Consider the following 23,862-nt stretch of genomic DNA (forward strand, 5'->3'; position numbering starts at 1 on the left):
GTTGGATTATGGAGCCAAAAGAAAGGATAAAGGAATTGAGAGAAAAAATAAATTATCACAATTACAGATATTACGTTTTGGACCAACCAGAGATTTCAGACTATGAGTACGACATGCTGATGAGAGAACTTATAGAATTAGAAGAAAAATATCCAGAGCTTAAAACTCCAGACTCTCCATCCCAAAGAGTAGGTGGGGAGCCTTTAAAAGAATTTGAGCCTTTTACCCATGTAGTTCCAATGTTAAGTTTGGCTAATGCTTTTTCTGAGGGAGAACTTAGAGACTTTGACAGAAGAGTAAGAGAGGCAGTGGGAGATGTAGAGTACGTAGTAGAATTAAAAATTGACGGTTTATCTGTGGAACTAATTTATGAAAATGGCATATTTACTGTAGGTTCTACAAGAGGAGACGGGATCGTAGGAGAAAATGTCACACAAAATTTAAAGACTATAAAGTCAATTCCTTTAAGGCTTAAGGATGATGTGAGCCTTGTTGTAAGAGGAGAGGTCTTCATGCCCCGCACTTCTTTTGAAAAATTAAATGAGGAGAGAGAAAAATTAGGGGAAAGCCTTTTTGCAAATCCCAGAAATGCTGCAGCAGGTTCTTTAAGGCAATTAGATCCTAAAGTGACGGCGAAAAGAGATTTAGACATTTTTATTTTTAACCTTCAGAAGATTGAGGGTAGAAAATTTAAAACTCACATAGAGACATTAGAATTTTTGAAAGAACAAGGATTTAAAGTAATACCAATTCATAAAAAATGTAGCAATATAGATGAAGTAATAAAAGAAATAGAAGAGATAAGAAACTTACGAGATAAGCTGCCTTACGACATTGATGGAGCAGTTGTAAAAGTAAATGAACTTGAAAAGAGAGAAATTTTAGGACAGACTGCAAAAGACCCCAGATGGGCTATTGCTTTTAAATATCCTGCAGAGAGGAAAAAGACAAAAGTCTTGGATATAATAGTTCAAGTAGGAAGGACTGGAGCTCTTACTCCTACAGCTATATTAGAGCCTGTAACTATTTCAGGTTCAGTTGTGAGCCGAGCTACACTTCATAATGAAGATTACATAAAAGAGAAAGACATAAGGATAGGAGATACGGTAATAGTTCAAAAAGCGGGAGAAATCATTCCTGAAGTAGTAGAAGTGGTAAAAGAAGAGAGGACTGGACAAGAAAGAGAGTTTGTAATGCCAGATAGATGCCCTGAATGCGGTGCTTTAGCTGTGAGGCTTCCGGGGGAGGCTATAAGGCGTTGCACAGGTCTAAATTGTCCTGCACAGCTTCTAAGAGGCATTATCCACTTTGCTTCAAAAGATGCAATGGATATAGAAGGATTGGGGCCAGCTATAATAAATCAGCTTTTGTCAAAAGGTCTAATTCACAACATAGCAGATTTGTATTATCTTAAATACGAAGATTTAATACAATTAGAAAGAATGGGGGACAAATCTGTTAAAAATTTATTAAATGCTATTGAAGAAAGCAAAACAAGAGATTTAGATAGATTGCTCTTTGGCTTGGGTATAAACTTAATAGGCAGTAAAGCTGCCCAAGTGATTGCTGAGCATTTTAAGACAATGGACAATATCATGAAGGCAAAATTTGAAGACTTTACACAGTTGCCTGACATAGGACCTAAGATGGCAAGAAGCATAGTTTCCTTTTTTGCAGAAAAACAAAATGTAGAGATAATTGAAAAACTTAAAAAGGCTGGAGTAAACATGAAAAAACTTTCAAAAGGAAAAGTAAGCAACATATTTGAAGGGAAAACTTTTGTTTTGACAGGAGCGTTGGAAAGTTACACGAGAGAAGAAGCTACCAGAATGATTGAAGAAAGAGGTGGAAAAGTTACAAATTCAGTAAGTAAAAAAACAGACTATGTATTAGTAGGTAAAGATCCTGGTTCTAAACTTAAAAAAGCCCAAGAATTAGGAATAAAGATAATTGATGAAAAACAATTTGAAGAAATGCTAAAAGGTGAAAATATTTAAAAACTCTATCCTTCAAAAAATATGTTTTTGTGGTAAACTATAATAGGTGAATAATAAAGGAAAGGTGTGGTAACATGGCTATTAGCAGGAGCGAAGTTGAGCATGTGGCTAAACTGGCCCGTCTCAAATTTTCGCAAGAGGAAATAGAAGAGTTTACAGTGCAACTGAGCAAAATTATCGACTATGTAAACAAATTAAACGAATTGGACACTGAAAATGTAGAGCCTACAGCTCATATAGTGCCAATCCATAATGTATTTAGAGAAGACGAAGTAAAGCCTTCAATGGACAGAGACAAAATATTGATGAATGCACCTTATAAAGAGAACGGCTGTTTTAAAGTGCCAAAGATTATAGAATGAGGAGGTACATAAATGGAATTATATAGTTTGACAATTCACGAACTTAGAGAACTTCTCAAAAAGAGAGAAGTCAGCGCTTTGGAAGTGACAAAATCCTATCTTGAAAGAATAAAAGAAGTAGAACCTAAAATAGATGCTCTTGTCACAATTACAGAGGATTTTGCCTTGCAAAAAGCAAAAGAGGCAGATGAGAAAATCAAAAAGGGAGAGGACACGGCCCTTACAGGCATTCCTGTCATAATAAAGGACAACATTTCTACTGAGGGAATAAAAACCACTTGTTCTTCTAAGATGCTAGAAAACTATATTCCTCCCTATAATGCTACAGTAGTGGAAAAATTACTAGAAGAAGGAGTGATAATTTTAGGAAAATCCAATTTAGACGAATTTGCAATGGGGTCTTCTACAGAAAATTCCGCTTTTAAAACTACAAAAAATCCTTGGGACTTATCCCGTGTTCCAGGAGGGTCTTCTGGTGGTTCTGCAGCAGCTATAGCGGCAGACGAGGCGGCTTTTGCTTTGGGTTCAGATACAGGTGGTTCTATAAGACAACCAGCTTCTTTATGCGGTGTAGTAGGGATGAAACCTACTTATGGATTGGTGTCAAGATATGGCCTTGTAGCTTTTGCCTCTTCACTTGACCAGATTGGACCCTTTACAAAAGATGTTACAGACTGTGCTATTGTATTAAATACAATTATAGGGCATGACCCAAAAGACTCTACTTCTTTAAAAATAGACAAGCCTGATTACACTTCTTATCTCAAAGAAGATATTAAAGGTTTGAGGATAGGAGTGGCTAAAGAATTTTTTGGCGAGGGAATAGAAGAAGGGGTAAAAGAAACTGTACAAGAATCCATAAAAGTTTTACAGGATTTAGGAGCAGAAATCATAGATATATCTATTCCTTATGTAGAATATGCTCTTCCAGCTTATTATATAATCGCTTCGGCAGAGGCTAGTTCCAACCTTGCAAGGTATGATGGCATAAGATACGGCCATATTGCAGAAAAATATGAAGATTTGATTGACATGTACATGGTTACGAGAAGCGAAGGATTTGGCAAAGAAGTAAAAAGAAGGATAATGCTAGGGACTTATGCTTTAAGCTCTGGCTATTATGATGCTTATTACAAAAAAGCATTAAAGGTCAGAACTCTCATTAAAAATGACTTTGAAAAAGCTTTTGAAAAATGCGATGTAATAATAGGTCCAACAAGTCCTACTGTAGCTTTTAAAATTGGAGAAAGGGCAAACGACCCGTTAGCCATGTATTTAGCGGATATATACACTGTATCGGTTAACATAGCGGGGCTCCCTGGCATATCCATACCTTGTGGTCTTTCAGATGGCTTACCTGTTGGACTTCAGATAATTGGCAGACATTTTGACGAAGGGAAAATATTAAATGTCGCTTATGCCTTTGAACAAGCTAACAAATTTAATGCTAAACCACAGGCCATAGGAGGTGCAAGATAATGAAGTACGAAGCAGTGATTGGCTTAGAGGTCCATGCCGAACTTTTGACAGAGAGCAAAATCTTTTGTAGCTGTACTACCAAATTTGGCGGTGAACCTAATACCCACGTATGTCCGGTATGTCTTGGACTTCCCGGCACTTTACCAATTTTAAATAAAAAAGTTGTAGAATATGCTGTAAGAGCGGGACTTGCTTTAAACTGCACAATTGCAAACTTCAGCAAGATGGACAGAAAAAACTACTTTTATCCTGACTTACCCAAAGCTTATCAGATTTCTCAATATGACCTTCCCTTGTGCAGCAACGGGTATGTAGAAATTGAAGTAGATGGGCAGACAAAGAAAATAGGAATAAAGAGGATACACATTGAAGAAGATGCTGGAAAGTTGCTACATGAAAATACAGATGGTTCTTTAGTAGATTACAACCGTGCAGGAGTGCCTCTCATTGAAATAGTTTCTGAACCAGATATGTCTACACCTGAAGAAGCTTATCAATACTTAACAAAATTAAAGAGCATTTTAGAGTATACCGAAGTTTCTGACTGCAAAATGCAGGAAGGTTCTTTAAGAGTTGATACAAATGTGTCTGTGAGGCCTGTGGGAAGTACTGAATTAGGGACAAAAATAGAGCTTAAAAATTTAAACTCTTTTAAAGCCGTTCAAAAGGCGTTGGAATATGAAATAAAAAGACAGATAAAAGTCTTAGAAGAAGGCGGAACAATAGTACAAGAGACAAGAAGATGGAATGAATCAAAAGGAATTACTGAGCCTATGAGGACAAAAGAGGAAGCTCATGACTACAGGTATTTCCCTGAACCAGATTTAGTTCCAATAATTGTAACAGATGAGTGGAAAGAAGAGATTAGAAAGTCTTTGCCTGAAATGCCACACCACAAGAGAGAAAGATTTATTGCTGAGTACGGTTTGCCTGAATATGATGCTAAAATTATAACTTCTTCAAAGAAAATGGCCGACTTTTTTGAAAAGTGCGTTCTCGAATATGATTCTCCAAAGACTGTAAGCAATTGGCTTATGGGAGAATTTTCTCGCCTCATGAATGAGACAGGAAAAGAAATAGACGAAGTACCAGTAACACCGCAAATGTTAGTAAAGTTGCTTAAATTAATTGATAACGGTGTGATAAGCGGATCCATTGCTAAAACTGTTTTTGAAGAGATGTTTGGTACAGGGAAAGAGCCAGAGGTAATAGTAGAAGAAAAAGGATTGAAACAGATAGCTAATGAGAATGAATTAAGAGAAATTATCAAAAAAGTCATAGCAGAAAATCCTAAATCAGTAGAGGATTACAAAAACGGCAAAGAAAAAGCAATGGGCTTTTTAGTAGGGCAAGTTATGAAGGCGACAAAAGGAAAAGCAAATCCTCAGCTTACTAATCAAATCTTAAAAGAAGAATTGTCGAAATAAGTAGCCTACACAAAGTGTAGGCTATTTTTTATGTGCGCCCGGCATGGGCGATAACTAGGCGGTGAAAGTCCGCTGTGGGCTTGGTAGTGGGAACCACTAGCCAAGAGCAAGGGTGTCCATCGTGAGGTGGAATCTGAAGGAAGCTTAAGGCAAAATCTCGGTCTGATGAACAAGAACCAGATAAGAGGCTGAATTGGGATGGATGAGTTTGCGTAACAAAACGAAGTCCAACACTACCCGAATCCCATACAGTAAATCTGGCAGATATATGAGATGAAAGTTATCGTTCTTACCCGGGGAGGTCTCAAGGATAAGTCATGGAAGTAAAATCTGAAGTGACAACCCATGCAGTGATGTATGGCTGAACCTTGAGAAGTCAGCAGAGGTCATAGTACTTATCTAGACATGAATAGATAAGGAAGGACCGAACGTTAGGAGGTTTTGGAAATCTTATGGACTCGAAAGATATGCAGAGACTGCAGACAACTCAACAAAGAGGCTATCCGTTGAATAGAGAAATGGAATTTCAAAAGACAACGGAAGTGCATAGTATATCATCGGCGTCGGAAGATGGAAGAAACGAGGTACAAAGATATACCGGCAAGATGCTTGAAATGATAGTAGAACGAGGGAACATGGAAGCAGCATACAAGCGCGTTGTTGCAAATAAAGGAAGCCATGGAGTCGATGGGATGGAAGTAGATGAACTTCTACCGTATCTCAAAGAAAACTGGGCAACCATAAAACAACAACTGCTGGAGGGGAAATACAAACCACAACCAGTGCGAAGAGTAGAAATTCCCAAACCTGATGGAGGAAAAAGACTACTAGGAATACCTACAGTACTAGACAGACTAATACAACAAGCAATAGCCCAAATACTAAATAAAGTCTACAACCATACATTTTCTGATAGCAGTTATGGATTCAGACCAGGACGCAGTGCAAAAGACGCAATAAAAGCCGCAGAAGCATACATAAATGAAGGATACACGTGGGTTGTAGATATGGACTTAGAAAAGTTCTTTGACAGAGTAAACCACGACATAATAATGTCCAAACTAGAAAAGCGGATAGGAGATAAAAGGGTACTAAAGTTAATACGAAGATACCTAGAATCAGGAGTAATGATAAACGGAATCAAAGTATCAACAGAAGAAGGGACACCCCAAGGAGGGCCATTAAGTCCCCTATTAGCAAACATAATGTTGGACGAACTAGACAAAGAACTTGAGAAACGAGGGCATAAATTCTGCCGATATGCAGATGACTGCAACATATATGTAAAAAGCAGGTCTGCAGGAAACAGAGTAATGAAGAGCATAAAGAAATTCATAGAAAGCAAATTAAAACTAAAAGTCAACGAAGCAAAAAGTGCTGTAGATAGACCATGGAGAAGAAAATTTCTTGGATTTTCATTCTACACAAGAGAAAACGAAGTAAGAATAAGAATCCATGAAAAATCCATCAAAAGGTTTAAGGGAAAAGTAAGAGAAATAACCAATCGGAACAAGGGAATAAGCATGGAAAACAGAATAAAAAGACTAAATCAAATAACAACAGGATGGGTCAACTATTTTGGATTAGCAGACGCGAAAAGCATAATGAAAACCCTTGACGAATGGATAAGGCGAAGACTAAGGGCATGTATATGGAAACAATGGAAGAAGATAAAAACGAAGCATGATAACTTAGTAAAACTAGGAGTAGAAGAACAAAAAGCCTGGGAATACGCCAATACAAGGAAAGGCTACTGGAGAATATCCAATAGCCCAATCCTAAATAAGACTCTTACAAATAAATACTTTGAAAGCATAGGTTATAAGAGTTTATCCCAAAGATATCTAATTGTACACAATTCCTAATGAACCGCCGTATACCGAACGGTACGTACGGTGGTGTGAGAGGACGCTGAATAAAATAATTATTCAGCTCCTACTCGATTTTATTCGCAATAAAATGACAATTACAAGTAAATTTGATTTATTCAATAATTTTCACTGAATTCGTAAAATAATATTGTATATGTAAACATTAGATGATATAATTATGTAAAGCTGTTTTTTCTCGAGATTGCTGAAATATTGCTTATTTGCTGGATTTGTCCGTATTTTATTTTTACTAAACAAATTGATTAATTGTTGAAGGGGTTAAATTTTTTTGTTAATTAGTGAATAGTCAAATAATATTTTATTCTTTTGGATTTGCAATTAGAATAATAAAAAATTCATAAAATTTTAGGAGGAATTTTGTAGATTTTATCTAATATATATAATTGTAGACAAGAAAAATAATTTTAATTTTACTGATAATTTTTATAAGGGCTAAGGGGGAGGTGAGGCATGAAATTGTAATAGAAGGTAAGAGAGATGAAATTTTAAAAAAATGTTAATAAGAGGGGGTTTTTGATGAGAAAAAGAATTTTAGTATTAGCATTAGCTGTTTTATTTATTTTATCTTCGGTGCTTTTTGTAGGATGTTCAAAACAATCAACGTCTCCAACTGATAAATCTTCTGAATCTCAACCTGCAGATGAACAAGTATTGAATATTAACTTAGGGGAAGAACCACCAAACCTTGACCCACAACTGGCGACAGATACTGTGTCTTTTGATATTTTGAATGCTACATTAGAAGGTCTAGTTAGACTAAATAAAGATGGCAGAGTGGAAAAAGGTTCTGGACTTGCTTTGGATTGGGAGATTTCAGATGATGGATTGAGATATGTTTTCCATCTAAGAGATGCTAAATGGAGTGATGGCACTCCTATAACTGCTCATGACTTTGAATACGTGGAAGAGAGCCCTTGCTCCAGAAACAGCTTCACAGTACGCATATATGCTTTACTACATTAAAAATGCTGAGGCATATAATAGTGGCAAAGCAAAAGCTGAAGATGTGGGAGTAAAAGCCCTTGATGATAAAACATTGGAAGTCATCCTTGAAAAACCAGCTCCTCAATTTTTAGGGTTAACATCTTTTATCACATATTTGCCAGCACAAAAAGCTGCTGTTGAAAAATATGGAGACAAATATGGTTCCTCACCAGATACAATGGTTTATTCCGGGCCATTCATAGTAAAAGAATGGAACCATGAACAAAACATTGTTCTTGAAAAAAATCCAAATTACTGGGATAAAGACAATGTAAAGCTGGAAAGAATAAATATGGATATGTTAAAAGATGAAAATGCCATTGTTCAAAAATACGAAGCAGGAGAATATGATAGTATAGGTGTACCAGGACAATATATTGACAAATACAAAGACGATCCAAATTTCCATCAAATGGCAACGGCTACAACGTGGTATTTACAATTCAATAATAAGAGCAAAATATTCTCAAATGTTAACATGAGAAAAGCTTTCACATATGCAGTAGATAGAAAAGCTTTTGTGGATAACATCCTCAAGAATGGTTCAATACCTGCTCTTTCATTTGTTCCACCAGGAATACCTGGTGAAAAAGAAGAGTTTAGAAAAGAAGGCGGAGATTTCTTTAAAGACAATGATGTAGCTAAGGCAAAAGAGCTTCTTGCAAAAGGAATGCAAGAATTGGGAATCGACAAGCTTCCAAAGATAAAATTTGTAGGTGGAGATAGTGACGCTGCTAAAAAGCATACACAGGCATTGCAGGAATTCTGGAACAAAAACTTGGGTGTAAGTGTTGATATTGTAAATGTCGCGTTTAAAGTGAGACTTGATATGATGGACAAAGGAGATTATGACATAGTATACGCTGGTTGGGCGGCTGACTACAATGATCCAATGACGTTTATGGACCTTTGGGTAACAGGTGGTGGAAACAACACAGCCTTCTACAGCAATCCGAAGTACGATGAACTCATAAAAAAGGCTAACTCTACAAATGACAATGCAGTTAGAATGCAAGCAATGCATGAAGCAGAAAAAATATTGATGGAAGACATGCCAATTGGTCCGCTTTACTTTGCAGGAAGAGCTTATCTGCAAAGACCATATGTAAAGGATTGGGTAAGATTCCCAGTTGGTGTTGACAACGAATGGAAATGGACATATATTGAGGGAAAGAATAAATAAAGGAAAATACAATTGACAAAAAAGGCATAAAGACCAGGTCTTGAAGGGCCTGGTCTTTACAATTTAACGGTAAATTTAAATATTAAGAATAAACATACTTATAATACAATTAAACAAAAAGTTTAAAATATACAAATAATTTGCTTGATTTAAAAAAGATTAAGGTGGATAATAATTAAGGCAGGAGGGGATGAATTTAATTATATAAAACTTTAATGTAATAAAATTGAATAAAAATCGTAATTTTGTTTACGCATTTAAATTTTGATATAATGTTTACAAAAAAATTTTAAACATTAAACAAAATTGAAGGATTTTTTAAATTTTTGTCTAATTATATAAATATATAAAGAAAAGCTTTTCTCGAGTGTTTAAATTTGTATATTGATTATCATCGCCAAATGATATAAAATGTATATATCATTTATAAGCAATATACAATTTTCAAATGCCCACTTCACTAAGGAGGTGAAGTAAAGAGAGATAAAAAGCGCTTTTTATATTTTGGGGGGGTCAAGTTGTTTTAAATTTTATTTTACAGAAAATAGGAGGAGATGTAAATGTTGAAACACAAAAGAATTATAGTAACATTGCTTTCTCTAGTATTAGTCTTAAGCGCACTATTGGCAGGTTGCAGTGGTCAAAGTAAAACTGCTACGAGTACAACTTCTACAAATACTCAGAGTGAACAAGTTTTGAATTTAAATTTAGGTGATGAACCACCAACTCTGGACCCTCAAAAAGCTACAGATGAAGTTTCTATTACAATTTTAAATGACGTGCTAGAAGGACTTGTAAGATACAACAAAGACGGAAAGATTGAGAAAGGTTCAGGCCTTGCAAAAGATTGGACAATATCAGAGGATGGGCTTACCTATACCTTCTATTTAAGAGATGCTAAATGGAGTGACGGCAATCCTATAACAGCTTATGACTTTGAATATGCGTGGAAAAGAGCTCTTGACCCTAATACAGGTTCTCAATATGCTTATCAGTTGTATTATATTAAGGGGGCAGAAGAATATAACTCTGGCAAAGGCAGTGCTGACCAAGTAGGGGTTAAGGCTTTAGATGATAAGACTTTGCAAGTTACTTTAAAAGCACCAGCACCTCAATTTTTAGGATTGACTTCTTTTGTAACTTATATGCCTCTTGAAAAAGCAATATATGAAAAATATGGAGATAAAGTTGGCTCTGATCCCAACACTATGGTATACAGTGGCCCATTTATAGTAAAAGAATGGAACCATGAACAAAACATTGTCCTTGAAAAAAACCCATATTATTGGGATAAAGATAATGTAAAACTTCAAACAATTAATTTCAGTATGATAAAGGACAATAACTCTCTGGTGCAAAACTATGATACGGGAGCTCTTGATTCTATCTTTATTCCTGGAGACTATATAGATAAATATAAAGATTCACCTGAATATCACAACTATGCACTTGCGACTGTTTGGTATTTGCAATTCAATAATAAAGATAAAATATTTAAAAATGCTAATATAAGAAAGGCATTTACTCTTTCAATAAATAGAGAGCTTTTTGTAAAAGAAGTTGCTAAAAATGGTTCTATACCAGCAGAAGCCATTGTTCCGCCTGGAATTCCTGGTTACAACGGAGATTTTAGGAGTGAAGCTGGACCAGGATATTTCAAAGACAATGATGTGGCACAAGCAAAAGAATACTTGCAAAAAGGCTTACAAGAGCTTGGCCTTAGCAAACTCCCTAACATTAAGTTCTTAACGGGTGATACAGATACTGCTAAAAAATACGCTGTAGCTTTACAACAAATGTGGAATCAAGCTCTTGGAGTGCAAGTTGAGATTCAAAGCGTAGCATTTAAAGTAAGACTTGACATGATGGACAAAGGAGATTATCAAATAGTTCTTGCTGGTTGGGGGGCTGACTACAACGATCCAATGACCTTCCTCGATATGTGGGAGACAAACAATGGTAATAACACAGCTTTCTACAGCAATCCAAATTACGATAAACTCATAGAAGAAGCAAAAGTAAATGGTGACTTAAAAGCAAGAAATGAAGAAATGATTCAAGCAGAAAAAATCTTAATGGAAGATATGCCAATTGGTCCATTGTGGTTCCAAGCAAGGGCATATGTGGTAAAACCGTATGTAAAGAATCTTTACTTCCCAACATTTGGCCCTGATTGGGAGATGAAATGGACTTACATTGAGGGAAAATAAATAAAAATTAAAGAAAGAATGATTTAGAATAAATGCGAATATATATGGCATAGGCCATATATATTCGCTGTATATTTACATCAAACGCCATTGGAGGTGTAAAAATTTGCTAAGATATACTTTAGAACGAACAATATATATGATTATAACTTTGTGGGTCATTGTCACTTTAACATTTTTCTTAATGCACATGATTCCTGGGGATCCTTTTACAAGCGAAAAAAGAGTCCCAGAGCAGATAAGGCAAAACATGCTGGCTAAGTATCACTTGGATAAACCTTTAATTGTCCAATATGGATATTACCTAAAAAATTTGTTACATGGCGATTTAGGCATTTCATTAAAATATTTGAACAGAACGGTAAATGAAATTATAGCAAACGGTTTTCCAGCCTCTTTTCAAATAGGAATGCAATCGATAATCCTAGGAGTATTTTTGGGATTGATTCTTGGAATTGTGGCGGCATTAAACAGAAATGGCTTTTGGGATTATGTTTCAATGATTTTGGCTATTATAGGAAGGTCTGTCCCTAATTTTATTATTGCTACATTGTTGCAGTATTGGATAGCTTCAAAATTAAGATGGCTTCCTGTGTCAGGATGGGGAACTTTTGCTCATACTATACTTCCTTCAATAGCGCTTTCTTTTGCTTCATTGTCAATAATTTCTCGTTTAATGAGGGCAAGTATGCTTGATGTAATTGGACAGGACTATATAAAGACTGCTAAATCAAAAGGGCTTTCTTCTTTTGAGATTATTTGGAGGCATATGATAAGAAATGCCATTTTGCCAGTAATAACGGTATTGGGACCATTGATTGCAGGAATCGTTACAGGTACTTTTGTCGTTGAAAGAATATTTGGCATACCAGGTCTTGGTAAATATTTTGTGCAGAGTATATATAACAACGACTATACTATGATATTGGGAACGACTATTTTCTACAGTGCTATCCTTGTATTCCTAGTATTCCTTGTAGATATAACATACGGTTTAATTGATCCAAGAATAAGACTTGCTAAGGGAGGTAAATAACGGTGGTTGAAATTACAAGAGAGAAATTTGAAAGAGTAGGGCCCAATATTGAAGAAAGCCAAGCGATTGTACGTCCCAGTATGACTTATTGGCAAGATGCATGGAGAAGGCTTAAAATGAATAAAGTTGCAATGGCATCTTTGGTGTTTCTTATCTTATTGGGCATAATGGCGATTATAGGTCCTTATATGCTACCTTACAAATATTCTGACCAAAACCTTATGATGACAAACAAACCACCATCTGCTGAGCATTGGTTTGGTACGGATTATCTTGGCAGGGACTTATTTGTGAGGACGTGGATGGGAGCGAGAATATCCCTTACTATAGGTATTGCAGCGGCTTTACTGGATGGCATCATTGGTGTAATTTACGGGGGAATTTCAGGATACTTTGGAGGACAAGTTGACAATGTTATGATGCGTATTGTGGATATTTTGTATGGAATACCCTATCTCATATTAGTTATCTTGCTTATGCTTGTTATGGGACCTGGCATTGTTACTATAATTACTGCAATGGTTATAACAGGTTGGGTTGGAATGGCAAGGCTTGTAAGAGGACAGGTTTTGCAATTAAAAGAGCAGGAATTTGTGTTAGCAGCAAAGACTTTAGGTGCTTCTCCTGCAAGAATAATTTTAAAACACTTAATCCCAAACACTTTAGGTCCAATAATAGTTTCTATAACTTTTGACGTTCCTGCGGCAATTTTTACAGAAGCATTCTTAAGTTATATAGGCCTTGGCGTGCAGCCTCCTTTAGCAAGTTGGGGAACTTTAGCTAATGATGCTACCAATGTTCTTTTGATGTACCCATATCAGTTGTTCTTCCCGGCATTTTTCATAAGTATGACAATGCTCTCTTTCAACTTATTAGGTGATGGTTTAAGAGATGCTTTGGACCCAAGGTTGCGCAAATAAGGAGGAATTGACATGGAAAAAAAGGAAGTATTGTTAGAAGTAAAAGATCTGGAATACTCTTTTGACACATATGCCGGGGAGGTTAAAGCAGTAAGAGGCGTAAGCTTTGAAGTGTATAAAGGAGAAGCGTTAGCGATTGTTGGAGAATCTGGCTGTGGTAAGTCTGTTACAATGCATGCTGTAATGAAACTAAACCCTGAACCTCCAGGAAGATTAAAAGGTGGAAAAATTATATTTGACGGAAAAGATATAACTAACTATACGGATAAAGAGATGCAATCAATAAGAGGTTCAAAAATTGGTATGATATTCCAAGATCCTATGACTTCTTTAAACCCTACAATGACAATAGGGAATCAAATTGCTGAAGTAATTTTAAAACATGAAGATGTGACTAGATCAGAGGCTATGAAAAGGGCTAAAGAAATGTTAGATATTGTCGGCATCCCTAATGCTGAAAAGAGAATTCATCAATATCCTCATGAATTTTCGGGCGGCATGAGACAGAGGGCGATGATTGCTATTGCCCTTGCTTGTAGACCTAAATTATTAATTGCAGACGAACCTACTACAGCCTTAGACGTTACAATACAAGCCCAGATTTTAGATTTGATGAAGGATTTGCAAAAACAGTTTAATACTTCAATAATTATCATTACTCATGACCTTGGAGTTGTTGCTGATATAGCTGATAGAGTTGTGGTAATGTATGCAGGAAAAATTGTAGAAAGAGGAACTTTAGATGAGATATTCTATCATCCCCAGCATCCTTATACGTGGGGATTGTTGAGGTCTGTTCCACGATTAGATGCCAAAAACAAGGAAAGACTTGTACCTATAATTGGTACGCCACCTGATTTATTTGCACCACCTGTTGGTTGCCCTTTTGCAGCAAGATGTGACTACGCTATGAAAATATGCTATGAAGCTCCGCCAGAGGTGACTAGAGAATCAGAGACTCATCAAGTTGCTTGTTGGCTTAAGCACCCCTATGCTCCCAAAGTTACCAATCCGTTCGAAATGGGGGTAGCAGCAGATGAGTGATAACAAGGTTTTATTAGAAGTTAAAAATTTAAAAAAATATTTTCAAGTTAGTGGCGGTATTTTAAAAGCTGTAGATGATGTAAGCTTTACCATTAAAAAAGGAGAAACGTTAGGTTTGGTGGGAGAGTCGGGGTGTGGTAAATCTACTACAGGTCGTACGATAATAGGATTATATGAGCCAACGGCAGGAGAAATAATATTCGATGGAGAAAAAGTTAACCATCTAACTTACGAAGGAAGAAAGAAATTTGCCCGAAGAGCGCAAATGATTTTCCAAGACCCCTATGCCTCTTTAAATCCCCGTATGACGGTTGGGGATATCATTGGTGAAGGAATTGACATTCATGGGTTATATACTGGAAAAGAAAGAATGGAAAGAATATATCAACTTTTAGAGATGGTAGGGCTAAATAGAGAACACGCTAATAGATTTCCTCACGAATTTTCAGGTGGTCAGAGACAAAGAATTGGTATAGCGAGGGCAATGGCTATAGAGCCAGAATTTATTATAGCTGACGAGCCTATATCTGCTTTAGACGTTTCTATACAAGCTCAGATTGTAAATCTTTTGATGAATTTGCAACAAGAAAAAGGCCTTACCTACTTATTTATTGCTTATGACTTGAGTATGGTAAGGCATATAAGTGATAAGGTTGCTGTAATGTATTTAGGAATGATTGTGGAAATGACTAGTAGCGCCGAGCTTTACTCTAATCCCCTCCATCCTTATACTCAGGCACTTTTGTCAGCTGTACCTATACCTGACCCTAAAGTAGAGAGAAAAAGAGAAAGGATAATACTTGAAGGTGATGTGCCAAGCCCAATAAATCCACCATCTGGTTGTAGATTTAGAACGAGATGCAAATATGCGATGGATATTTGTAAAGAACAAACTCCATCCCTTAAAGAAGTAGGTAGCAGCCATTTTGTTGCTTGCCATCTTTTCAATAAATAAAAAGGCACTCGCAGTGGGTGCCTTTTTTACATAAATTTTAAAAAAGAAGGGGTAAAATGAGTAAAAGGTTTTTAGCAGCTTTATTAATTATAATAGTTTCAATTGCTATAATTTTTTATCATTTTTATGAATATCTAAAGATTTTTGCAAGCAATCCTTCTGATATGTGGAGCAGAGATTTAGCTATTGGTGAAAAAACTTAAATATGCCTTCTCATCTTTTTTGGGATGGCAATATTAAATACTTGGAAAAACTACCCGTTTCTATCCAGGATAAAAACAATCCCTTGGGAGTATTTAATATATATGGCTCAGAAGCCCATTTACCTTCTTTAGGTAAGCGGTGTACGTAGCTTAGATTTACAAAATGCTTTAAGTTTTTCAGTTTTTTCTCTTTCTGCTGCTTTGCTTTTGGGATTTATTATGATATTTTCAGTTTCATTACCAGCTTATGAGTGGTTTTTATTTGTCATGTTTTTTGGACCCAAGAAATTCAAAAATAAGTCGATTAATTCCTTTTACATAGGAATGTCTTTATATGGTGTTGGGAAATATTTATTATATCCACCTCAGCCTATAAAAATGAGTATGATTGAAGCTTCTTTCCCGTATAACTTAAAACTCATACCTATATTGACAGTGCTTTTGTCATTTGTTTTTGTCAAAATGTATTTTGGAGAGAAGAAATTTAATTCTAATTTTGCAGCTTTTACTTTCCTTGTAATTGTTGATGCTTTATTTACAATTTATTCTATGCGCCTTTTTTAATAAAATAGGATTTTTTAGCAGCTATGTTGCTGCTATTTTTTTACTGGAACATAATAAGCACAATTTATTTTCATGTTTTCACTATTTAAATTGTCTTTATTGTAATTATCATCAACAAAACTATTGTTCTTTATCATTTGTGAGAGGTCAGATAAAGTGCATTTTCCTTCTTTTTGATAAATACAATCGGCTGTGCAATTTATATTAGTCACAGGTACCACCTCCCTTTTTTATTTTTCCTAAAACTCAAAAAACTAATCCATTTAACCGATACAATATATGTAATTACTAATAAAGTTAAGAAATTGTAATGAGTTTGTAATCATTTTGTAATATTAATGTATTATGATATATTTAAAGTCGAATTTTTTCACAAAAAGGGGGCTTTTAGTGAAAAAAATAGCATTATTTGTTGCAATGGTTGTAGCAATTTTAGCCTCATATAGTATGGCTTTTGCATATAAGAACACTATTTTAGTAGATGGAAAGCCTTTTTATTACAATGTTCCAGATATCACAATTAAAGTAGCTGGCCAAAATTTCGACACTGGAAATACCCCGCCTTTGATTTTAAAAGACAGTACATTAATTCCTGTGAGAGTAATCTCGGAAAAAGGATTCGGAGCTAAAGTAGAGTGGGATGACAAAACTAAATCTGTTACTATAACAAAAGATAAAACTGTTAGACTGACTATTGGAAGTGACGTTGCCTTAGTTGATGGTAAAGAAGTTAAGTTAGTAGCTCCTGCGCGAATAATAGGAATTGGCAACGAAGGATATACATATATTCCTTTTAGGTTTTTGTTTGAAACTTTTGGCTACAAAGTAGAATGGGACCAAAAAAATTACCAAATAAATGCCGCCTCTCCACCTAAAATTGCAAATATAACTAGCTTTACTACAAGTTATAATAACGGCGTATTTTCCGTAAATATCACAGCGGATAGTCCCATAAAGTATAGTCAAGGAGTTATAGAAGATCCAGGGAATATTAGAATTTATGTGGACATAGAAAATGCCATATGGGACAAAGGAAGAATAGATATACCAATTAATAAGAAAAGTCTTGTAAATGCAGTAATTGCACAGAACCAAACACAACCTGTCCCTAAAGTGCGGGCAGTGATATATTTAACAGATGTAGTCCCTTATAATATTACCAAATCGCAGGATAGTACCAATTTAACTATTTCATTTGATGTTGGTACAAGCTATGTAACAGGAATAAGTTTTGCAAAAGAAGGTGATTATGATAAAGTTATAATCAATTGCGATGCAGAGCAGTTTAATACTCAAAAAGTTGGAGATAATAAGATAGTTGTTGACATATCAGATGCTATTCTTAAAATGCCAGATGGAAGTAAAGCTGGTCAGATACCAGTGCAAGGAAATGTTATAACGGCTATAAGGTATTCACAGTATAACAACGATACAGTGAGAGTGGTGGCAGATACTACTGGGAAAGCGGATTATTCTGTAAAAATACTCGATAAAAACATTATAATGTTGGTCTTGAAGTCTCAGCCGAATGAAATGCCTCTTATTTACATAGATCCTGGCCATGGTGGAAGTGACCCTGGTGCGATAGGAGTAGGTGGTTTAAGAGAATCTGATGTAGTTTTAGGGATTGCTCTTAAGCTAAATAGCCTTCTCACAAAAGGTGGATTTAGAACTACGATGTCTAGAGATTCTGATGTATTTATAGACCTTGTTACTAGGTCACAAGAAGCGAACAATGCGGGAGCTGACGTATTTATAAGTATACACACCAATGCTTTTGGGACTCCAACTCCTAAAGGCACAGAAATATGGTATTATCCAAATGGATACAAGGGAGACACAAGAGACAACAAGACTTTTGCTCAAATCATCCATGACAACTTAATGAAAGAGATAAACACTGTAGACAGAGGGCTTAAAGAAGGGCCTAATTTGTCAGTGTTAAACAAAACAAAAATGCCGGCAATACTTATCGAAACAGCTTTTATAACCAATCCTGATGATGCAGCTTTGCTTCAGGACGATGCCTTCCAATGGAAAGTAGCTCAAGGAATATATAATGGCATTGTAGAATATTTTAAAAAATTAAAAGAGGGATCTATCTCTGCAACTGTTTCTAATTCTGTATATGATACAAATAATACAAATAGCAATCCATAATTTATCTGGTTTTTAAACCAGATTTTTTTGTCTTTATGTTCTTGTAAAATATTAATAAAGGTTTTAAAATAATATTGAGCGATAAAAACAATAAAGCAGAATAAATTAACTTTAAACTATTTTTATTAAATGAAAGGGTTGAAGAAATGAACAGGATTGATGGAAGAGAATTTAATGAACTGAGACCTATAAAAATTACGAGAAATTTTAATAAGTTTGCTGAAGGTTCAGTGCTAATTGAGATGGGAAACACAAAAGTCATTTGCACTGCATCCATTGAGGATAAGGTACCTCCATTTCAAAAAGGTACAGGTAAGGGTTGGATAACCAGTGAGTATGGTATGTTGCCAAGAGCAACTGAAACAAGGAATCCAAGAGAAGTAACTAAAGGAAGACCTAGTGGAAGGACTATGGAAATACAGCGGCTTATAGGCCGTTCTTTAAGGTCTGTAGTGGATTTGGATGTGTTAGGAGAAAAGACTATATGGATAGATTGCGATGTTATACAAGCAGATGGGGGTACAAGAACAGCTTCTATTACAGGCTCATTTATAGCATTGGCAGATGCACTTAACAAATTGGTAGAAAAAGGTGACATCCCTAAGATTCCTTTGAAAGGTTTTGTTGCGGCTGTAAGTGTAGGAATTGTGGAGGGAAATGAGCTTTTAGATTTATCCTTTCAAGAAGATTCGAATGCATTAGTAGATATGAATGTAGTTATGACAGACAAAGGAGAAATTGTAGAAATACAGGGAACAGGTGAAGGTGGACCATTTACAAAGCAGAATTTGACAGACCTTTTAAGCCTTGCAGAATATGGGATTGAACAGATTATCAAAATTCAAAAAGAAGTTCTTTCAGATATTGTAGATAAAATAGGAGTTGATTCAGTTGAAAATAATAATAGCAACCCACAATCCTCACAAAACTGAAGAAATAAAAAATTTTTTTAAAGGCTATCCTGTTGAAATTTATTCTATGGCAGACTTGGGTATAAAAGAAGACATAGAAGAGACAGGAAATACGATTGAAGAAAATGCTCTTATCAAGGCTCGCTTTTTAAAAGAAAAGGTTGATGGAATTGTTATAGCTGACGATACAGGATTGTTTGTGGAGCATTTAAATGGACAACCTGGAGTATATTCAGCAAGATTTGCTGGTGAAAATGCTACCTATGAAGATAACAACAAAAAATTATTAAAACTATTAGAGGGCGTTCCTTACGAAAAAGAAAAGCTTATTTTAAGACAGTAATAGCAGTGGTAGAAAGGGAAAAAGAAACTTTATTAGAAGGTAAATTAGAAGGGCACATTTTAGATCATCCTCGAGGCAAAAATGGTTTTGGATATGACCCAGTTTTTTATGTCGATAATTTAGAAAAGAGTTTGGCAGAACTTACTATGGAAGAAAAAATAAGATAAGTCATAGAGCTGATGCTCTTATGAAGTTAAAAAATTATATTTTAAAACGTCTGGAGGAAAAATAAATGGTTTTAGCAGTTATTAGCGACACACATGGTATATTTGCGCTGGTTAGAAAAAAATTGCGGGAGCTTAAAGGAATAGATTATCTTATTCATTTAGGAGATAATGCTTCAGATGCTATTCAATTATCTCAAGAGTTTGGGATTCCATTAGAGTATGTTAAAGGGAATTGTGATTTCCCTACAAAAGATGAATTGGAGAAAGTAATTGAAACAGAAGGCCAAAAAATCTTGTTAACTCATGGACACAGATATTATGTTAAATACGAGTATCAAACGATTTTAGATAGAGGAAGAGAATTGGGAGTAAATGCTGTATTTTTTGGGCATACTCATATCCCTATGATTTCAAAACATGAAGATATTTTACTTTTAAATCCAGGCAGTCCTTCTTTGCCAAGAGAAGGTGCAAAAAAAACTATAGCATTAGTGACAATTGATAAGACTGGTATATTCCCAAGATTAGTGAATTTAGAAGAAGTCTCAGTGCTAAAAGAAGCATAGAAAACGTAAGAGTGGGGAATTACCCCTCTTATGTTTTCTATACAATTTAATCCAGAAAAAATTTTTAAAACGAGGTGTTGACAAAGATAAAGGCATCTGATATAATCTAAAAATGTCAGACGGATTAAGAAACAAGCGAGGAAAATTCTTCTGAAATCTCAAGTAAGTTAACACATGCGGGTGTAGCTCAATGGTAGAGCCCCAGCCTTCCAAGCTGGTTACGTGGGTTCGATTCCCATCACCCGCTCCAATATGCGCCTGTAGCTCAGTTGGATAGAGCAACGGCCTTCTAAGCCGTGTGTCGGGAGTTCGAATCTCTCCAGGCGCACCATTTATTGTGCGGTGGATATAGTTCAGTTGGTTAGAGCGCCAGATTGTGGCTCTGGAGGTCGTGGGTTCAAGTCCCACTATCCACCCCATGCTGGGATGTAGCCAAGTGGTAAGGCACCAGACTTTGACTCTGGCATTCGTAGGTTCGAATCCTGCCATCCCAGCCAATTATGTGACCCATTAGCTCAGGAGGTAGAGCACCTGCCTTTTAAGCAGGGTGTCCCGCGTTCGAGTCGCGGATGGGTCACCAGTTTTAAAGAGAAAAGTGAGGGCCTGAATTTGTGCGGGAGTGGCGGAATTGGCAGACGCGCTAGATTCAGGTTCTAGTGCCTAAAGCGGCATATGGGTTCAAGTCCCTTCTCCCGCACCATATAGATGCGGACATAGCTCAGTTGGTAGAGCATCACCTTGCCAAGGTGAGGGTCGCGAGTTCGAGTCTCGTTGTCCGCTCCATTTTAATTATGTATGCGCCCTTAGCTCAGTTGGATAGAGTGACAGGCTTCGAACCTGGAGGTCGTGGGTTCAAATCCTACAGGGCGCACCAGAGAAGAAAAAGCCAAATATATAACAACGGTTCTACGTGCGCCATTAGCTCAGTTGGTAGAGCAGCTGACTCTTAATCAGCGGGTCCGGGGTTCGAGTCCCTGATGGCGCACCAGTATTTATGCGAAGTTTAAGGGTATCGATAAAATGTCGATACCTTTTTTGTATGCGAAGTTAAGGATTTTCTCCTTATGTTGGGGTCCACTAATTTTTTCTGCTATTCTTCCGGCTTAGAACTTTTCCTTGTCTAAAACTGTGGATACAGAGCTTACTATAATGCTTATGATGCTCAGAAACCTCAAAAAGAGCTTATACTTCATAGCGATTTGAGGTCACAATATACAAGTACTAAATTTGAAGAATACCTCTTATCTAAAGGTAACATAAAGGGGGCATTTAGAAAATACCTACCCCAGCTCTTGACAAAGGACCCAATTAGGTGAAATTGGTTAAACAATTTTCTGATTTTTTTTTTTAAAATTTTTAAGAAGGAATTATGCTTTTTTTGTCGAATATAGTACTTTAACAGATAATAATGTAAAAAACAAAACAGTTAACTATTTATATTGTATATCTTTGCTTTTGTAAGTAAGTTATAACTTGAAAACAACTAAAAAAATTTATATTGTCTTTTTCTCAAAAAAAACGAAAATAATCATCCAAATTACATTAGATGATAAATCCCGGCCCGATGACCAAGAACAGCATATAAGGCTGACTTAAAGCAGACGAGTTTGTCAAACAAAACAAAGTCCAATATTGTTTGACCCCCATGCAATTTGTTTTTAAATATTTATCAAGATAATAAGGGCGAGAAGAGTTCTTGCATTTATGTATATCACATTCCCTACGAGCTTTGATTTTTCGAGTTTTACCACAATAAGGACAACGGAAGATGGCAATTTTAGAATAATAAGTTTTGGAGTTAATAGATAATAGTCGCTTGTAGCTTACAAGGAGGTAGAAGATATCTTTGAATATGAAGTATCCATTAATATCCATTGGGGTGCCTAACACGCGGGGTGTTTTTATGAAAATAGAATTAAGTGATATTTTGAAGAAAATGGGGGTTATTGTAGAAATTTCGGATGATGAAATGATTGTAACCTTAAAAAAACCCTTTTTTCTTCCTGGGGTGATGTAGATATTCATGAATTTTTAAATATACTGGAAAGCGATCTTCGTAAGAACGGAATTATAGTAAGTGTAGATAAAAGTGCGTTAATTAACGTATATACCCAAAATAAAAAAGAAGCAGTAATAGCAAGAGGAATACCATATAAAAGTGGCAGGGATGGTTATCTGGAATTTATTATAAAAACCGATAAACCGAGAATTCTTTATACCGAAACACTCTCTGAAGAAGATATATTTAAGATGGCAAGTATACCCTTTGCAAGAAAAGGTGATGTTATCGGGAAACTACATAAACCCATAAAAGGTGAAAATGGAATTAGCGTAAGAGGTAGAATTATAAATGCACCGCCTGTAAGAGATGTTGAAGTAAAAATTTTAAGTAATTCCATAGTTTTTAAAGAAGATGAAGATAAGATAGTTGCGATAGCTGACATAAGACCGGTTGTACATAAAAAAGACGAAAATGATAAAGTTGTATATTTATTTAATTCTATTCCCATGTTAATTTACGAAGGAAGTATCACGAAGAATTCAAGGTCTGTAACATTCGATGGTGACATTATAATAAACGGAAATGTCGAAAAAGGTAATCAAATAATTGCTTCAGGAAATGTTCAGATACTTGGTTCAGTTTACGAATCAGTAGTTCAGGGAGGGCAAAATATTATTATCTATGGCGGAATTGTTGATAGCCAGTTACATGCCGGTTTTTTACCAGGAAACATTTTTGATAAAATAGAACTTCACGCCGTAAATCTTATTGTTGAGAAATTATCGGCAATTTTTGTCCATATTAAAGAACTACCAACGGTTATGAATAATTCCAGACATTTAAGCGAGAAAATCAAATTAATCGAAACCTTAAAAGAAGAGTTAAAAACATCATCAAGAGAAATAAGTATGATTCGTAGTTCAAATGTACTTCAAAATCTTCTGGAGTATTTAAAAAGTCTCGTTAAAACGCTCAACAACATTTTGGATTACGATATTATTGGTCTTATAAAACATTTGAATTCATTAAAAGAAATTTATGAAAAAATCCTCTTCATATCAAGGATTTTAGCCGAGGAACATGAAAACAAGGGGCGTATACTTGCAAAATGGGTTCATGACAGCAAAATTTATGCTATGAAGGACGTAATTATAACCTCAGAAGCAGGTTGTTATAACACAAAAATTTCTACAAATGGTTCAGTTTCCATTAATGGTAAGGTTAAAATGAGCACGATCGAATTTGACAAAAATATCTTTGTAAAAGAAGCCGGATCGCACGGCGTCGGCAGTTACGTATTATTAAAGGGAAGTAAAAATTCAATAGTAAAAATCCTTTACGGCTATGAGGGAGTCGAATTATACTTTGATAAAATAGGCTACAAATTAAAAAATGGTGAAAAAATAAAATTATATTTAGACAAAGATGAAAAAGTCGTTGAAGACATTATTTAAAGA

At 35.6% G+C, this 23,862-nt stretch carries 17 protein-coding genes, 9 tRNA genes and 2 pseudogenes; 27 read left to right on the forward strand and 1 reads right to left on the reverse strand.

Annotated elements, in window-relative coordinates; translation table 11 throughout:
- The first annotated feature begins 8 nt into the window (after nt 1-8).
- The 13 genes and pseudogenes from ligA to OEI98_RS03480 all read left to right on the forward strand — a co-directional run bounded on the left by ligA (nt 9) and on the right by OEI98_RS03480 (nt 16,256).
- A complete protein-coding gene (ligA, locus tag OEI98_RS03420; protein WP_004402418.1) occupies nt 9-1,997 on the forward strand; it encodes an NAD-dependent DNA ligase LigA in 1,989 nt (662 codons plus the stop codon).
- A 74-nt stretch (nt 1,998-2,071) separates the two neighbouring features.
- The gene (gene gatC, locus OEI98_RS03425; RefSeq protein ID WP_003868770.1) at nt 2,072-2,359 is read left to right on the forward strand and encodes an Asp-tRNA(Asn)/Glu-tRNA(Gln) amidotransferase subunit GatC; all 288 of its coding nucleotides are present in this window, start codon (nt 2,072-2,074) and stop codon (nt 2,357-2,359) included.
- A gap of 12 nt (nt 2,360-2,371) precedes the next feature.
- Nucleotides 2,372-3,838, forward strand: coding sequence for an Asp-tRNA(Asn)/Glu-tRNA(Gln) amidotransferase subunit GatA (gatA, locus tag OEI98_RS03430; protein ID WP_004402417.1), 1,467 nt, complete (start codon nt 2,372-2,374; stop codon nt 3,836-3,838).
- A complete protein-coding gene (gene gatB / locus OEI98_RS03435; RefSeq protein WP_004402416.1) occupies nt 3,838-5,265 on the forward strand; it encodes an Asp-tRNA(Asn)/Glu-tRNA(Gln) amidotransferase subunit GatB in 1,428 nt (475 codons plus the stop codon). The genes gatA and gatB overlap by 1 nt, the downstream gene beginning before the upstream one ends.
- A gap of 452 nt (nt 5,266-5,717) precedes the next feature.
- On the forward strand, nt 5,718-7,130 hold the full coding sequence (ltrA, locus tag OEI98_RS03440) for a group II intron reverse transcriptase/maturase (RefSeq protein ID WP_266039612.1): 1,413 nt from the start codon (nt 5,718-5,720) through the stop codon (nt 7,128-7,130).
- Nucleotides 7,131-7,673: 543 nt separating this feature from the next.
- A pseudogene (locus OEI98_RS03445) lies at nt 7,674-9,324 on the forward strand (peptide ABC transporter substrate-binding protein).
- A gap of 560 nt (nt 9,325-9,884) precedes the next feature.
- On the forward strand, nt 9,885-11,534 hold the full coding sequence (locus OEI98_RS03450; RefSeq protein WP_004405402.1) for a peptide ABC transporter substrate-binding protein: 1,650 nt from the start codon (nt 9,885-9,887) through the stop codon (nt 11,532-11,534).
- 106 nt (nt 11,535-11,640) lie between these two features.
- Nucleotides 11,641-12,570, forward strand: a complete 930-nt coding sequence (locus OEI98_RS03455) for an ABC transporter permease (RefSeq protein ID WP_004405400.1) — start codon at nt 11,641-11,643, stop codon at nt 12,568-12,570.
- A 2-nt stretch (nt 12,571-12,572) separates the two neighbouring features.
- Nucleotides 12,573-13,490: an ABC transporter permease gene (locus OEI98_RS03460; RefSeq protein ID WP_004405398.1), complete on the forward strand. Its 918-nt coding sequence runs from the start codon at nt 12,573-12,575 to the stop codon at nt 13,488-13,490.
- 12 nt (nt 13,491-13,502) lie between these two features.
- Nucleotides 13,503-14,534 (forward strand): ABC transporter ATP-binding protein, encoded by a 1,032-nt coding sequence (locus tag OEI98_RS03465; protein WP_004405396.1) that lies wholly within the window; start codon nt 13,503-13,505, stop codon nt 14,532-14,534.
- Complete coding sequence (locus tag OEI98_RS03470) at nt 14,527-15,489, forward strand: ABC transporter ATP-binding protein (protein WP_266039618.1); 963 nt, start codon at nt 14,527-14,529, stop codon at nt 15,487-15,489. The genes OEI98_RS03465 and OEI98_RS03470 overlap by 8 nt, the downstream gene beginning before the upstream one ends.
- Nucleotides 15,490-15,545: 56 nt before the next feature.
- Entirely contained in the window at nt 15,546-15,692 is a 147-nt protein-coding gene (locus OEI98_RS03475) for a hypothetical protein (protein WP_187293631.1), read from the forward strand.
- A 219-nt stretch (nt 15,693-15,911) separates the two neighbouring features.
- The gene (locus OEI98_RS03480) at nt 15,912-16,256 is read left to right on the forward strand and encodes a hypothetical protein (protein ID WP_074592620.1); all 345 of its coding nucleotides are present in this window, start codon (nt 15,912-15,914) and stop codon (nt 16,254-16,256) included.
- Between the two features lie 32 nt (nt 16,257-16,288).
- Here OEI98_RS03480 and OEI98_RS03485 read toward each other — a convergent pair whose 3' ends face one another.
- Entirely contained in the window at nt 16,289-16,468 is a 180-nt protein-coding gene (locus OEI98_RS03485) for a hypothetical protein (protein ID WP_014062460.1), read from the reverse strand.
- Between the two features lie 178 nt (nt 16,469-16,646).
- On the opposite strand from OEI98_RS03485, the gene OEI98_RS03490 reads away from it, so the two are divergent.
- From OEI98_RS03490 to OEI98_RS03555, 14 genes and pseudogenes are all read left to right on the forward strand, one after another.
- On the forward strand, nt 16,647-18,416 hold the full coding sequence (locus OEI98_RS03490) for an N-acetylmuramoyl-L-alanine amidase (RefSeq protein WP_004405390.1): 1,770 nt from the start codon (nt 16,647-16,649) through the stop codon (nt 18,414-18,416).
- Nucleotides 18,417-18,562: 146 nt separating this feature from the next.
- On the forward strand, nt 18,563-19,348 hold the full coding sequence (gene rph, locus OEI98_RS03495) for a ribonuclease PH (protein WP_003870475.1): 786 nt from the start codon (nt 18,563-18,565) through the stop codon (nt 19,346-19,348).
- A pseudogene (gene rdgB, locus OEI98_RS03500) lies at nt 19,308-19,837 on the forward strand (RdgB/HAM1 family non-canonical purine NTP pyrophosphatase). Before rph ends, rdgB begins: the two are co-directional and overlap by 41 nt.
- 65 nt (nt 19,838-19,902) lie before the next feature.
- Complete coding sequence (locus OEI98_RS03505; RefSeq protein ID WP_003870473.1) at nt 19,903-20,403, forward strand: metallophosphoesterase; 501 nt, start codon at nt 19,903-19,905, stop codon at nt 20,401-20,403.
- Nucleotides 20,404-20,579: 176 nt separating this feature from the next.
- A tRNA-Gly gene (locus tag OEI98_RS03510) sits at nt 20,580-20,653 on the forward strand.
- Between the two features lie 4 nt (nt 20,654-20,657).
- A tRNA-Arg gene (locus OEI98_RS03515) sits at nt 20,658-20,734 on the forward strand.
- A gap of 11 nt (nt 20,735-20,745) precedes the next feature.
- Nucleotides 20,746-20,822 (forward strand) — tRNA-His (locus OEI98_RS03520).
- 3 nt (nt 20,823-20,825) lie between these two features.
- Nucleotides 20,826-20,900, forward strand: a tRNA-Gln gene (locus OEI98_RS03525).
- A 7-nt stretch (nt 20,901-20,907) separates the two neighbouring features.
- Nucleotides 20,908-20,983, forward strand: a tRNA-Lys gene (locus OEI98_RS03530).
- Nucleotides 20,984-21,016: 33 nt separating this feature from the next.
- Nucleotides 21,017-21,103 (forward strand) — tRNA-Leu (locus OEI98_RS03535).
- 7 nt (nt 21,104-21,110) lie between these two features.
- Nucleotides 21,111-21,186 (forward strand) — tRNA-Gly (locus OEI98_RS03540).
- 14 nt (nt 21,187-21,200) lie between these two features.
- A tRNA-Arg gene (locus OEI98_RS03545) sits at nt 21,201-21,277 on the forward strand.
- A gap of 38 nt (nt 21,278-21,315) precedes the next feature.
- Nucleotides 21,316-21,391: transfer RNA gene (locus OEI98_RS03550), tRNA-Lys, on the forward strand.
- Nucleotides 21,392-22,443: 1,052 nt separating this feature from the next.
- The gene (locus OEI98_RS03555; protein WP_266040552.1) at nt 22,444-23,859 is read left to right on the forward strand and encodes a FapA family protein; all 1,416 of its coding nucleotides are present in this window, start codon (nt 22,444-22,446) and stop codon (nt 23,857-23,859) included.
- The last annotated feature ends 3 nt before the right edge of the window (nt 23,860-23,862 follow it).

Origin of the sequence: Thermoanaerobacter sp. RKWS2, assembly GCF_026240795.1 — a bacterium.
In the GTDB taxonomy this organism is placed as follows: domain Bacteria; phylum Bacillota; class Thermoanaerobacteria; order Thermoanaerobacterales; family Thermoanaerobacteraceae; genus Thermoanaerobacter; species Thermoanaerobacter ethanolicus.